The sequence below is a fragment of the Helicobacter pylori SA37A genome (genome assembly GCF_000476015.1).
Classification (GTDB): domain Bacteria; phylum Campylobacterota; class Campylobacteria; order Campylobacterales; family Helicobacteraceae; genus Helicobacter; species Helicobacter pylori_DB.
The window spans coordinates 1-14,849 of sequence record NZ_CBOO010000010.1; the positions used below are offsets into that span (position 1 = coordinate 1).

The window sequence follows — 14,849 nt, forward strand, 5'->3', positions numbered from 1 at the left end:
ATTCTAGGCACTTCAATAGTTAATTTTGATTTTCCGCCTAAGAAGTTATCGCTAACATTAAAGATAAAATGGAATGTATTATCACGGAAATGATATTCAATCTTGTCAATTATGGCGGAAGTAAGATTTATCCCATTTACATTCTCTGCTTGATTGATGGCATTTACAATAATAATTGATAGATTTATTTGATCTTGTAATAGTAACTTTTTTAAATCCTTTAAATTCTCATCATCTATGAAACAATAGTTAGTGCTCAATAAAGCACCACTTTTTAAATCATCAGCAATTTCATTGATTTTAATGTTTTGCGCAGAGCTTTGCCTATAGTGGTCAAATGTTGTATTTTTTCTATGCTCCTCTATTTCCACCGTTGTTTTCATTGGAATAGTTGGAGTAGACCAAGGTGCCAAAATAACTGGTGGATAGTTTATTGGATTATCAAGAAACTTAATAGTTTTTCCATGTAAAAAAGACCCTAATTTTAAAAGAGATTGAATAAAAGTATTAGGGTTTGAAAGTTCAACACTTATAGAGTCCAATTCTTTCCCAAAATCATGACTTTTTGCACTCAGTAATTTTATCTCTTTTGTGTCAGTGTTTTGTGTGTCTTGCTTGTTTTCGCAATAACAAATCGCTGTTGGATTACGATGTGTTGCGGCTAACACCAATAAGTAGTTTTTTAAATTGAATGTCATGCTTGGCTCGTTTTCATATACAAAAAACAAGCTTTCGCTAGGTCCAATAAAAGTTTCAACAAACCCTATAAATTCACACTTATTTATTAAGAAAGATCTTATCTGATCTTGCTTTGTTGGTTCAGAAGAAAGGTAGCCACTCCTCATCACGTTTTTAAAATGCGATAGAATTGGTCCAATGAAAGTGATAACCCCAAAAGGCGAGCGATTATTGATTTTATTAAAAAGCATTTGCATTTCTTCCATCCATTCAGAGTTATTGTTGTTGTGATCAAATCTTATTGCCATAATTATTCCTTAAAATCTATTTTAGTTATGAAAACTGCACTTTTCAAACTTTTAAATCAAACCATTATGCCACACTATGCCACTAACCACAATATCAAATTCCAAACAAGATTAAGTCCCCCCTTTTTTAAATACCAATTTTTTTATCCCTTTGATTTGACAAAGCGAGCGATGCGTTCAATCCCCTTTTCAATCTGCTCTTCTGAGCATGCAAAAGACAAACGAACATAACCTTCCAATCCAAAAGCCTTTCCAGGCACTAACGCCACGCCTTCTTTTTCTAATAACTCATGGCAAAATCGCATCGAATTCCCCCCACAAAGACCGCCAATGTTGATAAACAGATAAAACGCCCCATCAGGTTTTAAAGCACTCAGCCCTTCAATCGCATTGATTTTTGCGTGGGCTAAATGACAGCGTTTTTCAAAAGCCTGACGCATCGTTTCAATTTCTTTATCCACCAACCCCTCAAGCGCCACAATAGAAGCCATTTGCGTGATAGAATTGATATTGGAAGTGCATTGGCTTTGCAAGTTATTCATCAATTTGACTAACTTTTTATCCTTGCTCGCCGCATAGCCCATACGCCAGCCTGTCATCGCCACTGACTTGCTCAAGCCATTAATGGTAATGGTGCGTTTTTTCATCTCTTCACTCACCGCCGCGCAAGAAACAAACTCCCCCTTATAAACAAGCTTTTCATAAATTTCATCGCTAAGCACCCAAACTTTTGTCTCTTTCAAAACTTCGCCTAAAGCCTCTAATTCCGCCTTACTATAAAGCATGCCGGTAGGGTTTGATGGGGTGGTGAGAATGAGCATTTTTGTTTTGGGGCTTAAGGCGTCTTCAAGCTGCTTGGGGGTGATTTTAAAATGGCTTTTTTCATCGGTTTGAATGAATTGACTCACCCCTCCGCTGTATTTCACAAGCTCAGGGTAAGTTACCCAAAAAGGCACAGGGATAATCACTTCATCGCCCTCCCCTATTAAGGCCTGAATCGCATTGAACAGGCTTTGCTTAGCGCCATTACTCACCAGAATTTCACTCGATTCATAATCCAAGTTGTTTTCTTTTTTCAATTTAAAAGCGATCGCTTTGAGTAATTCAGGAATCCCGGCCACCGGCGTGTATTTGGTGAAGCCGTCATTTAGGGCTTTTATAGCCGCATCTTTAATCGCTTGCGGGGTGTCAAAATCAGGCTCGCCCGCTGAAAAACTTAAAATATCTTTTCCTTGCGATTTCAATTCTTTAGCGAGTGTGCTGATAGCGATCGTTGCGGATTCTGAAAGGGATTGGATTTTAGAGGAATATAACATGCTTAATCCTTGTTAATTTTTTGAACTATCATAACATGATCAAAAAGATTTTAATTCTAATTTTCAAAAAACTTTCAAAAATGTTTCAAAAGAAAGCGGTGGTCTATGCAAGAAAACTCTAATTGAAAATCCAATTAGAGAAAAACAAGCGTTTTAAATCAGAAATTGTAACGATACCCTACATAAAGGCTGTATTGACGGCGGTAAGTGAAGCTCAAATTCCCATGGTTAAAATAATAAACATTGATAGTAGGAATCTTCACGCCAAAGTCAAATTCTTGATGCCGGCCAATATGGGTGCGGATCCCTAAATTAAAAAGGAACTGGAAAATCGCCGGATCAAGGCTATAGGAAGTGTGCTTATAAGGGCTTTTAGTTTCCAAAAAGGCCCCTGTCGTATTACCCCAAGAGTTGCCCGCGATTTGAGCCCCAAAAAAGAATCCAAAACTCGCATCTTCTTTATTAATGACATTGTATAAAGTGTCAATACCCACACCATAAGTGAACATGTCAGACAGATTGCCCATTGTCCCTACTTTGGTCGCACATGGTTGGTGAAGCTCACACACCCCACCATTATCTGATGTCAAAGCGTTCGCTCCAAATACGGCATGCCCATAATCCATGAAGCCGTAATAGCGCGCACCAAACCATCTCTTCTCTCCGAAAAACTGCTTATAACCCACAGTAAGCCCTAATCCTTGCATAACGGCCAGATAGTCGGTTTTACCCACAGGGAACTTAGGATAGTTAAATTCGCTGCTTTTGGGAGGGTTTTTAACGCTTTGTGAAGCCTGACCGACTTGATAGCTAATCCCCAAATACCAAGCGTTTTTCTCGCCTTTCACTACTTTATAATCTTTTGGCTTTTCCAATTGTTTTTGCACTTCTGTGCTACCTTCTGCTGCCACAAGACTATTACCTAACACTACCGATAAACAGAGCGTTTTAAACACTACAAACTTTTTCATACAACATTTTTCCTTCTAAAAGTCTACATTTCGTATAATAATAACATAATAATCTATAAAAAACCTAAATTCTTAAGAAAAACACCCCTAAAACTTAAAATTTTAAATTTTCTAGGGGGTTTTAGCGGTTTGGTTCTGCGATTTTTTCTGTTTTTGGGAGGATTTTGGGATAAGGGGCATAAAAAGCGTTTGTTTTTACGCCCTTTTATACCCTTTTTATTGACTCTTTTTTTGTTGGTGATCACTCAAACCTCTTTTCGCTGATTTTTTCTATCAAATCCACGCTTTTTTCAGAGAGTTTGATGACCCTACAAAGGAGTTCAAAAACATATTTTCCGCCGGCGTAATGATTCGGGTTGTTTTCAATCAGGCTTTCGTTATCCGTAGTCTTTTGATAGCGTTCGATCACCCAGTCAATCGCGCTTTTGCCATTTACCACATACTCAAAGGCTTTTTTGGGGATCTTAGTGATGGTGATATGGTGGTTATAAAGGATGCTATCTCCTTTTTTAGTCATTTTATCCACATCATAATAGCCCTCTATTTCGGCGTTCATCAGTGTGGTGTATTTAACGCTTGTGTGCATTTCCCCACTCTCATAGTTCAAATGCAACTCTCCTAATTCTTTGCCAAGCACAGAGAGTTCTTTAAAATCCTCGCTCAAAGCGATGCGTGGCGCTTCTTTGGCGAGGGAATTTTTGTATTTTTCCAAATAGCCTTTATGGTGGAAAATCGCATAAATGTAATAAAAAATCTCTTCTTCAGTGATAGCATTATCTTTATAATGCCTCCTGAAGAGGTTGAGTGCATAGCCGCTGATCGCGTAATGGCGATTCCCCAGATCATCGTAATGATACAAGGGGTAAGTTTGGGTGTTGCCTATAAAATGCTTATCAGGGATAGCGTCGCTTACCAAAGCGCTAAAATTTCTTATTGTGGTATTAATCATTGTGGTATTAATCACCACATTGCGCGCGCTTTTATCCGGGAAAATTTTGGGCAATTGACTTTGTTCTTCATTCCAAGTTTTATCCCAATAAAGCCATTGTTTGTTAAAAGGGCGATAAAGGCTTAATCTTATGCGCTCCTCACTGCTTTCTTGCAGATTTGTATTTTTAATAAATCCTTGTTTCAAACTACGAGTCCATGCGATTTTCGTTTTATCGGTGGTGATTTCTTTATCATTAAGGTGTTTATAAAGTTCCCTTGATTTGACGCCTTTAGTTCGTTGTTTGAAAGCTTCCCTGAAATGCGTATTAAAGCGCTTCAAATCAGCGTTATAAGTGTCAATGCAGTTTTTTACCGATTGCATTAAAGCGTTTGGCGAAAAGTTATACACCCAAGGATCACGCCCACTCTTCACCCCGCCAGAATTAATATCAAAAATAGTATCAAATATTTTGAGTGTTTTGTTTCTTTTTAAAGGGATGAGCTTTTCAAAATCGTCATTCCTTTGGTTGATCCAATCGCCTTTGTCATTGGGGGTAATTTCCTTAAAAGGCACCAAATCCAGATTTTCAAAACCCGCGAGCAAGTTGAGTTTGGCTTCTCTTTTCAAGTAATCTTCCACTTCGTAGTAAAAAATCGTATTATTAGGAACACTCTCATCTTTCACAAAAAAGATGATTGCTATCGTCGCCCTGGATCCGCTATCAAAGATTTTCCCTCCCTCTTTTTTTGACACTTCCCCTGAAGTGCGCTGATTGCCTCTCAAATTCAGCGCATAAAGGTGCGAAAATTCTTTGGCCACGCATTTTCTAAACCCTTCCGCGCTTTTAGAGTCAATAAAACTCCCGTTCACCACAAAGCCTATCACCCCCTTATCTTTAACGACATCGCTCGCCATGCGGATTGACTGAATGAGCGTGTCTCGTGTGGTTTTTCCCACACTTCTAGGTGTGGAATTTTTGCCGTAAGTTTCAGAAACTAATTTTTCAAGCTTAGGGTGTGAAAGGTTTTGGTTGTTATCGTTTTCGCTTTTGGCGCCGGCTGAATAAGGCGGGTTGCCGATGATGACTCTAATGTTTTGTTTTTCTATAGTGGATTTGATTTCTTGGTTTTCTTTCAAATCTTCATATAAAGGGAGCACCCCTTTATTGGTTTTTTCTTCTAAATAATCCAAGCTGTCCGTGAGCGCGATGTTTTTGAAATTTGTTAACGAGCTGTCCCTGTTTTGCGCGGCTTGGGTGATATTGATTAAAGCGATGTAATACGACAAAAGCACGATGTCAAAAGCGAACAAATTTTTTTGAAACTTTTCTTTTAAGGCTTCATCGCTAATGAGATTATTTTCTTTAGAAAGCAAACGAGCGATAAAACTCCCGGTGCCCGTGAATGGGTCAAAAATCGTGATGTTTTGATCGTTAAAATCCGTGTTGAAATGCTTTTTCAAAATGCCGTTAGTGGCTCTTAAAATGAAATCCACCACCTCTATAGGCGTATAAACGATCCCTAGTTTTTCGCTTTGCTTTTTAAAGGCTTCTTTAAAGAAAGTGTTGTAGAGGTTTTTGATGAGTTCTTGTTGGCTTTTTTGGCTTTTGGCGTGCAAGGCTTCGGTTTTCACGCTTTCATAGAGGTTTTTAAGATCTTTAGTTTCCCCTTCTAATCCCAGAGTGGAGAGCTTTTGAACCATTTTGTCCAAGGCTTTAGCGATAGGGTTTTTAATATTGTCCCCAAAAAGCGCATCAAAAATGGGCTTAGTGATGATGTGAGAAGTGATCATATCCAAGGCTTCCTCTTCTTTGATGTTTTGATGGATATTTTCTCTTAAGGAATTTAAAAAGCCGTGGAAAATTTCAGGGTTTTTGTCAAAAATCATTTTCAAGCGGTTATTCAAGGTCTTTGCGATGTTGCCCGTTTTTTTGGTGAAATTTTCCCAATAGTTCCTATCCCCTAATTTAGTGGGCATGACATTATACACAGCGTCCGCTAGATCTTGCAATAAGATAGCGTCAAAAAGGGTTTTTTCATCGTTGTGATTGTTGCTATCATCGCTTCCAAAGATTTTGATTTTTTCTTTGAAAGTGGCTTCATCAACCAGGCTTGGGTCATGGCTTCTTAAAGCTTTTATCACTTTCCAAATGTTTTTGAAATTGGTGTTATTGACGGCTTCATCTAAGTTTTTAATTTCACTCTCTTCTAAAGCGATAGGCAAAATGATATAGCCTCTTTTCTTGTTTTTGGCTTTGCGCATCACCCTACCCACCGCTTGGATAATATCCACCATAGCGCTCTTGCCATCAAAAAAGACGATGCTATCTAACGCTGGGACATCCACCCCTTCGCTCAAACACCTGGCATTGCTTAAAACCTTGCAAGTGTTGGGCTCAAATTGATTGAGTTCTTCTAATTTTTCAAGCCTCTCCTTACAATTCATGGTGCCATCAATGTGATCGATGCTGATTTTTAGGTTTTTAAAACTCTTTTTCTTCAGCTCTTCATCATAGCATTCCATGATCGTTTCAAAGGAGTCTTTGATATTTTTACTCGTTTGTATGCTTTTACAAAAGCTTATGGCTCTTTGAGAAGGAGCGGTGTCGTATTTGTTTTGCAAGTTGTGATCTTCTTTGTTTTCATTATCTAAAACGATTAGATCCTGCTTGGCTAACCCTTTATGCGTGCCAACGATCTTACACACAAATTCGTTATTGATGAGCTTTTTATCTAATTTAGTGCCTTCGGCTTTGAGCTGGCTGATTTTCTTATTCACGCTGTTAGTAACGCCGCTTAAATTTTCTTTTCGCACCGCTAAAATGATGACTTTGTAGTCGGTTAAGAGATCCAAAGCGATCGCTTTTGAAAAATTGAGCGTATAGATTTCTTCGCCAAAAATCTCTTCATCGTCCATTGAATAGATAACGTTATCGCTCTCTTTGGCTTTAGCTTTGGAGCTTTCGCTATACACTTTAGGCGTGGCGGTCATATACAGGCGTTTTTTCGCTTTGATATGTCCATCGCTATGGCACAGCGTGAAAGCGTTTTTATCGTCCCTTTCATTACTAGAATACATAGCCCCTACCGTTCTGTGGGCTTCATCGCAAATAATAAGATCGATTTCATTCAAACCCGCTTCTTGCGCTTCTTTAATACGCAACGCGCTTTGATAAGTTGAAAAGATAATGAAGCGCTTGTTTTCTTTTTGCGCTTTTTTGTGAACGCTTAAAATGTCTTCAAGGCGGGTGGAGGGCTTTATAGGGAGCTCAGAAAATTTAATATCGTCATTGTCTTCGTCTTTACTTTTCCCGACTTTATCATCGCTGCACACGATAGAAGCGTAAAACGGATCGCTTTTTTCTTGCGCGTATTCTCTAAAGGTTTGAGAAAGCAAAGCGATGCTTGGCGCTAAAAAAAGCGTGATCTTGGGATCTAAAGCTTCCATGATTTTTAAAGAAGTGTAGGTTTTGCCTGTCCCGCATGCCATAATGAGCTTGCCTCTGGTGTTTTTAGGATTCAGAAAAAACTCTTTGGTAGCGTTTATCGCTTCTGTTTGGTGGGAACGCGGCTTTTTCTTATCGCATAAGGGGAGTTCGTCTTGAGTTTTCGTGGGATCAAACTTTTCCCAATCAATACGAGAATAGATGAAATCCTCTTCAGTGATAATGTCAATATCAATATCCATTCCTGTGCTTCTGATTTGTTCAATTTCTTCAAGAGCAGTAGAGGTTAAATGAGAAGTGGAGATGATGATCCCTTTTTTAAACCTAACCTCGCCTACCCCAGCTTGTAATTGACTTAAAAAAGTTGAAATGTCGTTAAGTGAGATGCTGTCTTGATGGAATTTGCATTGCACGGCGATGTATTCTTTTGAAGCCGTTGTGATCACCATATCAATCCCGCGATCGCCTTTATTCCCCCTTAATTTAAAATCGCTCCAAAGATCAATAGACTCGTATTCATTAGCGCTGTCATGCTCTAATAAAAAACGCTTAGAAAGCTTTTCAAACAAGCTCCCTTTATGGCGTGAGTTGGGTATGGCTTGCAATTTTTCTTTAATGAGTTTATAGGCGCTGATTTCTTGCATTTTTCATTCCTTATAGTAGTGTTATAAAGTTTTACATTATATAAAAAGATGTTGGAAAGTGGGGTTAAAAAGCTTTTTATTCAGCGCTTTTTAAGGCTTTAGCGATGAGTTCTAAAGGGTGTGAAAAAGAGGGGGTGTTAGGGTCGTCTAAAGACTTTAGGGCGTTGTTAAGCTGCATGTGGCATGCCCCGCATTCTGCGCTCAAAATTCTAGCTTTAGTGTCTATGATTTCTTTAGCCCTAAGAAGCCCCACTTTTAAAGAAAATCCCGCCTTTTCGGTTTGCATCGTAATCCCCCCAAAACCGCAGCAATTGTCCGGCATTTCCTTGATTTCATAATGCGAATTGAGCAAGTTTCGCACTTCTTTATGGGCGTTTAGGGTTTTTTTGGCATGGCAAGGGTTATGATAGGTGATCACTTCCTTTTTTTCATTAGGGGTTTTTTCTAAAAGATTTTTTAAAGGGGTGTGTTTCTCTAAAAACACGCTTGCAAGATAGATTTTAGGCGTGATTTTTTCCAAACGCTTCACATACAAATCCTTATCTTTTTCGCCTAAAAACACCTTGTAATAATCGTTAATGAGCATGCTAGCGCATGTGGCTTCAGGCACGATGATTGCATCTATTTCATTTAAATAGCTTTCAAACCATTCAATGTTTTTTTTCACTAAAAAAAGCGTGGTTTCTTTATCGCCGGTAAAATACGCAGGAGCCGCGCAACATTCTTGTTTAGGGATGATCGCTTGAATGTTAAGTTTTTCTAAAATATACAACAAGCTCTCCCCTACTTGCTGGTAGTGGTAATTGCTCAAGCACCCTATAAAGATCGCCACTTTTTGAATGGGTTTTTCTAAAGGCTTAACCTCTGTGTGTTTTTGCAAAAAACTTTTTTGATTTAAAGGAGGTAGAGCGCTTTTTTTAAAGCGTTTGAATAAGCCTTTAAACACCACTCTAGGCTCTAAACTATCCCCTACTTGCCTAAAAGCGCAAGGGGCTAAAAAATGCGCCACCGAAAACACCCTATCCATTCTTTTGCGGTTTTTTAAAAGCGAAAAATAGGATTTTTTATACCATGCAATGCCATGCTTTTGAGCGATTTTTTCCCTGGCTTTTTCTATTAAAGTGTCTATGGGCAAATGAAAAGGGCAAGTTTCCACGCAAGCGGTGCATAAAAAACAAGTTTCTAAAAGGTGTTTTAAATTCGTGTCTAATTTAAGCTTGTTTTGAGCGTTTAAGCGCATCAAATCTAAAAAGCCCCTAGGCGAAGTCGCCTCATCTTTATGGATACGATAAATCGTGCAACCTGGCACGCATTTAGCGCATTTAACGCAAGCGTCCCCTACTTCTTCAAAAATATTTTCACTCATAGCGTTTTACTGAAATGTTTTTCGCCCCCACGCAAATACGCATCAAATTCCATGGCCATGTTTCTTACGAGCATGCCCCCTGTTCTTGTCATCTCAAAACCTTTAGCATTGAATGAAAGCAAGCCCGCTTCTTCATAAGGCTTTAATTTTTCTAATTCTTTTTTAAAATGCGCTTTAAAATCAATAGAAAATTTTTCTTCAATTTTAGAGTAATCCAATTTTAAATTACTCATCATTTGCATGATCACTTCTTTCCTTAACACATCTTCTTTGGTTAGCGCTACGCCCCTTTCTACCGGTAAATGCCCCAAATCAAGGGCTTTTTCATACTGGTTTAAATCTTTATAATTTTGCGTGTAATAATCGCCCCCTTCGCCAATGCTCGTAACGCCAATGCCAATGGTTTGAGTGAATTTTTTCGTGGTATAGCCTTGAAAATTACGGCGTAATTCCGCCTTTTGAAGGGCTAGATACAATTCATTATCGCTTTTAGCGAAATGATCCATGCCTATCATTTGATAGTTGGCTTTTTCTAAAAAACTAATCAGAGCCTCTAAAATCTCTAATTTGTCTTTAGGGCTTGGCAATAGGGTTTCATCAATTTTACGCATCGTTTTTTTCACCCAAGGCACATGCGCGTAATTAAACACCGCTAATCGGTCCGGATCTAATTTCAAAACCCACTCCAAAGTCTTTAAAAAACTCTCTTTAGTTTGGTTGGGTAAGCCATAAATCAAATCAAAATTAATGGATTTAATGCCATAATCTCTAGCGAGTTTCACCGCATCTTGAACCATTTCAAAAGGCTGGATCCGATGAATGGCTTTTTGGACTTCAAAATCAAAATCTTGCACCCCAAAACTCAAGCGGTTAAACCCTCTATCAAATAAGATTTGCATATGCTCTTTAGTGAAATGCCTAGGGTCAATCTCGCAACTCATTTCAATATCTTGGCTGAAATTGGGGAAAACTTCTTGAATGCTTTGTGTGATTTCATCTAATTGAGCGGGCGAAAAAAAGGTTGGCGTGCCGCCGCCATAGTGGAATTGCGCGACTTCTCTGTTAGTGTCCATTGCATTTTTTAAAAGAGCGAGTTCTTTTTTAAGATAGCTAATATAGCGGGTTTTTTTCTCTTCCAAACTAGTGTAAATGACCGAACAAGCGCAAAAATAACACGCGCTCCTGCAAAAGGGCAAATGCGTATAAAGCGATAAGGGCATGGGGTTTTTGAGATGGTCATGGTTGAAAAACGCCGTTTTCAAGCTCTCTTCATTAAAATTTTCTTTAAACTCCACCGCCGTTGGGTAGCTGGTGTATCGTGGGCCGGGCTTGGAATATTGTGAAAATTTTTCAAAATCAATGGTTTGCATTAAAAATTTTCCTCATCGCTATTGTCAAAATTTTCAAAATGATTCTCATTGAAAGGGGGTTGTTTGAACATGTTGTCAAAATTAAAAAATAAATTAGGGTGTTCTTTTTTGATTTGTTTGACAAAATTTAAGGTGTTAATATTGGGCAAATTCCCGTCTTTTTGGCGTAAATTTTCTAACAATTGCAAGGAAACTTCGCGCACATCTTCAAAATCAATCGGCGCTTGGGTGATAATATCCCTTTCTAATTCCGCCCTAAGCCTAGCTTCAAAAGCCTTTCTGGCGTTTTCTGCCAAAAGAGAGATCACGTTATCTGGCACTAAAACATAATTTTTATCTTCTTCATCAGAAATAAAGTAGGCTTCATTTTTTTTGAACGCCCCTTTTTCTAATTCTAAAAGCATTTCATTAGCGCTGATTTTTTTAAGGAAGGCTCTGTTTTTTTGGGTAGTTAGGCTATGGATAAGTTTTTGTGATTTGGTTTTAGAAACTCGTTTTTTAGGTAATTTTTCCATTTGTATCCTTTTTAAGCTGATTGTATCCAATTTCGTTTAATTCTCATTATAAATCGTTTTTAAATACTCTATTTTTGAAGTCAAATTGAGTAATACCATATCGGCTAACACCAACGCTAACAAACTCTCGCACACCACGCTCCCTCTAATCGCAATGCAAGGATCATGCCTACCCTTTAACAAGCATTCGCATTCATTATTGTTAATGTCTATGGTTTGTTGAGGTTGGAAAATGCTTGGCGTGGGTTTGAAATGCACTCTAACAATGATTTCTTCCCCATTGCTCATGCCCCCTAAAACCCCTCCGCTACGATTGCTCAAAAACCCTTTTTGATCCATTAAATCATTATACTCTGAGCCTTTTAGTAAAGAGCTTTCTACCCCCTTGCCTATTTCAACCGCTTTCACCCCATTAAGCCCCATCATCGCTTCAGCGATTTTAGCGTCTAATTTAGCGTATAGCCCTTGACCTAAGCCAATGGGGAGCTTTTGATTAGTTTTTGTGCTCCTTGCTCTAATCAAAGCCACACCCCCAATGCTATCGTGGTTTTTGATAGCGTTTTGAATGGCTGTTTTTTGCGCTTCTTCTTGATCTTTGTCTAGGGCAAAAATCTCACTTTTTAAGGCGTGATTGAAATCGTAATTTTTGGCTTCAATGCCCCCAATTTTAATAATCCCGCTTTCACAAACAATACCAATTTCTCTTAAAAGCATTTTAGCAAACGCCCCAGCAGCCACTCTTATAGCGCTCTCTCTAGCCGAGCTCCTCCCCCCACCCCTAAAATCCCTGATGCCGTATTTATGAAAATAAGTAAAATCCGCATGGCTAGGCCTGAAAAGGTTTTTAATGTTATCGTAATCCTTGCTCCTAGCCCTTTGGTTGTGGATTAAAAACCCTATGGGCGTCCCTGTGCTAAAACCTTCAAAAACCCCGCTTGTTATTTCCACTTTATCGTCTTCTTTTCGTGGCGTAATGAAAACGTTCCTCCCCCCTTGGCGGCGCTTCATTTCATTTTCCAATAAGTCATAGTCTATTTTAATCCCGCTAGGCATGCCGTCTAATACCCCCCCTATCATATCCCCATGCGATTCCCCAAAGGTCGTGAGCCTTAAAAAACGCCCCAAAGTGTTCATTTGGCTTCCTTCAGTTTTTGGAGCGCTTGATAAGCGCATTGCTGTTCGGCTTCTTTTTTACTTTTGCCTTTAGCGGTCGCATACATTTTATCTTGAATGTATAGAGCCATTTCAAATTCTTTATGGTGATCGGGGCCTTTTTCTTGGAGTAATTGGTAAGTGGGGATCACGCAAAATTGCGCTTGGGTCAATTCCTGCAAAGCGGTTTTATAGTCCATAAACAAATGCTCCAAATCCAAACGCTTGTAAGCGCGATTGAGTAATTTTTGTATGATTTTACGCACCTTAGCTAACCCTGCTTCTAAATACACCCCGGCCATTAAAGCCTCAAAAGCGCTTGACAAAATAGAGGGTTTTTCCCTCCCCTTAGAAATTTCTTCAGAAGAAGAAACGCGCAAATAATCCTGTAAAGCAATCGCTTTCGCTAATTTCGTAAAACCATGCGCGCTCACAATAGAAGCCCTTAATTTAGAGAGTTTGCCCTCATCGTATTGATAGAATTTATGGTATAGCAACTCCCCTATCACCAAGCCCAACACCGCATCGCCCAAAAATTCCAAGCGCTCATTGTTTAAAGCGAGCTTGCATGATTTATGCGTTAAGGCTTGCTCCAATAAACGCTTGTCTTTAAAAGAATACCCTAAAGCTTTTTCTAGCGTTGTATAAGGGTTATTAGGCGTTACATAAGGGCTGTTTTGAGAGCGTTTGTTTTTCATCGTGTTTCCCTTTAAATGGTCGTTTTGACCCGTTTTTGCGCCTCTAATTTAGCGAGGCTATCGCATCGTTCATTCTCGGCATGCCCATTATGCCCCTTGATCCAAACAGCCACAATCAAATGCCCTTTAGAGACTTTTAAAAATTCTTTCCATAAATCCACATTTTTAACTTTAGAAAAATTCTTTTTTTGCCAGTTAGCTAGCCACACATTGATCGCTTGGCACACGTATTGCGAATCGCTATAAAGCGTGATATTACACGGGCGTTTCAAAATTTTTAACGCTTCATTGAGCGCTCTTAATTCCATGCGGTTATTCGTGGTGAAATGTTCGCCCCCACTGATGGTTTTTTCTTTATCTTTATAGCGTAAAATCGCCGCATACCCGCCTGGCCCGGGATTGCCTAAAGAAGAGCCATCGCAAAAAATTTCAATTTCTTGCATTCAATCCACTCCCATAGCATGCGTTTTTTTAGAAATTTTAAGCACCATATCCATAAACGCTAACTGGTAACATACAGGACATCTATGGCTTTCAAAAGGAAAGATTTGTTTGCAATGCTTGCAGCGGTATTCAAAAGTCAGACTCGCTTTTATAGGGCTATGCAATAGAGCGCGTAAAACTTCTAATTCAAAAATTTGGCAAGGTTTGTGATCCAAAAGCAGCCCTTGAGATCGCGCAATGTCTTGCAAAAGGGCGTGTTTTTCTAAAATGAAAACAGGGATATTCATATCCCATAAAAGATCGATCACATTTTCTAGCCGTTCGGTTGCATCAATTTCTTGCCAAAAAAGATTTTCATCATGCGATTTTAAGTGATTTAAAGCGATTTTTTTCAAATCTAACGACGCCTTTGAAACATGCAAGATTTTAGCCGCCTCTTCCTTATTCTCTATTAAATGCATGAGATAAAGGTAATTTTTAATCGTTTCAATTTCAACCACTTCTAATTCTTCCAAACATTCCAAAGTCTCTAAAGCCTTTGAATAATCTTTTTCTAATTCATACGCATGCAAAAGTTTCAACAACGCTCCCACATTCCTTGGGGAAAAGCGCAAAATTTCTTTCACGGTGTCTTTTGTTTTTTGCAAATACCCCACGCTAAAATAATTTTCAGCTAATAAATCTAAAACAACGATTTTTTCTTCATCTTTTAAGGAGCGATTCAAAAGCCCTTTTAAGATTTCAATACTCATTTGTACATCCGCTTTAGAATACGCTCTGGCTAAAAACATCAAACTAGAAATTTTAGCATGCTTTAAAAGCTCGTCTAAATTCTCACTGCCCGCATAAGCGTTTTGATTTTGGGCGAATTTTTGTAAAAATTTTTTGTTTCTCTTTCGGGTGAAATACGCCCTAGCCTGTTCTAATAGAATGACAAGAGCGATAATGAAAGTGAATAAAGCGATAGAAAATAAAGAATCTTTATAGAGGAAATTGAAATGTTGCACAATC

At 38.7% G+C, this 14,849-nt stretch carries 12 protein-coding genes; all 12 read right to left on the bottom strand.

What is annotated here, in order from left to right:
- Positions 1 to 986, bottom strand: a 986-nt coding sequence (locus tag QT76_RS05710) for a hypothetical protein (RefSeq protein ID WP_033616953.1), incomplete at its 3' end; no start/stop codon positions are given.
- Between the two features lie 143 nt (positions 987 to 1,129).
- Entirely contained in the window at positions 1,130 to 2,302 is a 1,173-nt protein-coding gene (locus QT76_RS05715) for a pyridoxal phosphate-dependent aminotransferase (protein WP_033616954.1), read from the bottom strand.
- 158 nt (positions 2,303 to 2,460) lie between these two features.
- On the bottom strand, positions 2,461 to 3,273 hold the full coding sequence (locus QT76_RS05720; RefSeq protein ID WP_001944408.1) for an outer membrane protein: 813 nt from the start codon (positions 3,271 to 3,273) through the stop codon (positions 2,461 to 2,463).
- Positions 3,274 to 3,326: 53 nt separating this feature from the next.
- Positions 3,327 to 3,518 (bottom strand): hypothetical protein, encoded by a 192-nt coding sequence (locus QT76_RS08670; RefSeq protein ID WP_033616956.1) that lies wholly within the window; start codon positions 3,516 to 3,518, stop codon positions 3,327 to 3,329.
- Positions 3,515 to 8,293, bottom strand: a complete 4,779-nt coding sequence (locus tag QT76_RS05730; RefSeq protein ID WP_033616957.1) for a DEAD/DEAH box helicase — start codon at positions 8,291 to 8,293, stop codon at positions 3,515 to 3,517. The genes QT76_RS08670 and QT76_RS05730 overlap by 4 nt, the downstream gene beginning before the upstream one ends.
- A 76-nt stretch (positions 8,294 to 8,369) precedes the next feature.
- On the bottom strand, positions 8,370 to 9,659 hold the full coding sequence (locus tag QT76_RS05735; RefSeq protein ID WP_033616958.1) for a (Fe-S)-binding protein: 1,290 nt from the start codon (positions 9,657 to 9,659) through the stop codon (positions 8,370 to 8,372).
- Positions 9,656 to 11,029, bottom strand: coding sequence for an oxygen-independent coproporphyrinogen III oxidase (hemN, locus tag QT76_RS05740; RefSeq protein ID WP_033616961.1), 1,374 nt, complete (start codon positions 11,027 to 11,029; stop codon positions 9,656 to 9,658). The genes QT76_RS05735 and hemN overlap by 4 nt, the downstream gene beginning before the upstream one ends.
- Positions 11,029 to 11,544, bottom strand: a complete 516-nt coding sequence (locus QT76_RS05745; RefSeq protein WP_033616962.1) for a DUF2603 domain-containing protein — start codon at positions 11,542 to 11,544, stop codon at positions 11,029 to 11,031. The genes hemN and QT76_RS05745 overlap by 1 nt, the downstream gene beginning before the upstream one ends.
- 36 nt (positions 11,545 to 11,580) lie before the next feature.
- Positions 11,581 to 12,678 (bottom strand): chorismate synthase, encoded by a 1,098-nt coding sequence (gene aroC / locus QT76_RS05750; protein WP_033616963.1) that lies wholly within the window; start codon positions 12,676 to 12,678, stop codon positions 11,581 to 11,583.
- The gene (gene rnc / locus QT76_RS05755) at positions 12,675 to 13,394 is read right to left on the bottom strand and encodes a ribonuclease III (RefSeq protein WP_014662364.1); all 720 of its coding nucleotides are present in this window, start codon (positions 13,392 to 13,394) and stop codon (positions 12,675 to 12,677) included. The genes aroC and rnc overlap by 4 nt, the downstream gene beginning before the upstream one ends.
- Before the next feature lie 11 nt (positions 13,395 to 13,405).
- On the bottom strand, positions 13,406 to 13,837 hold the full coding sequence (rnhA, locus tag QT76_RS05760) for a ribonuclease HI (protein WP_033616964.1): 432 nt from the start codon (positions 13,835 to 13,837) through the stop codon (positions 13,406 to 13,408).
- The gene (locus QT76_RS05765; RefSeq protein ID WP_033616965.1) at positions 13,838 to 14,845 is read right to left on the bottom strand and encodes a hypothetical protein; all 1,008 of its coding nucleotides are present in this window, start codon (positions 14,843 to 14,845) and stop codon (positions 13,838 to 13,840) included.
- Positions 14,846 to 14,849 lie beyond the last annotated feature (4 nt).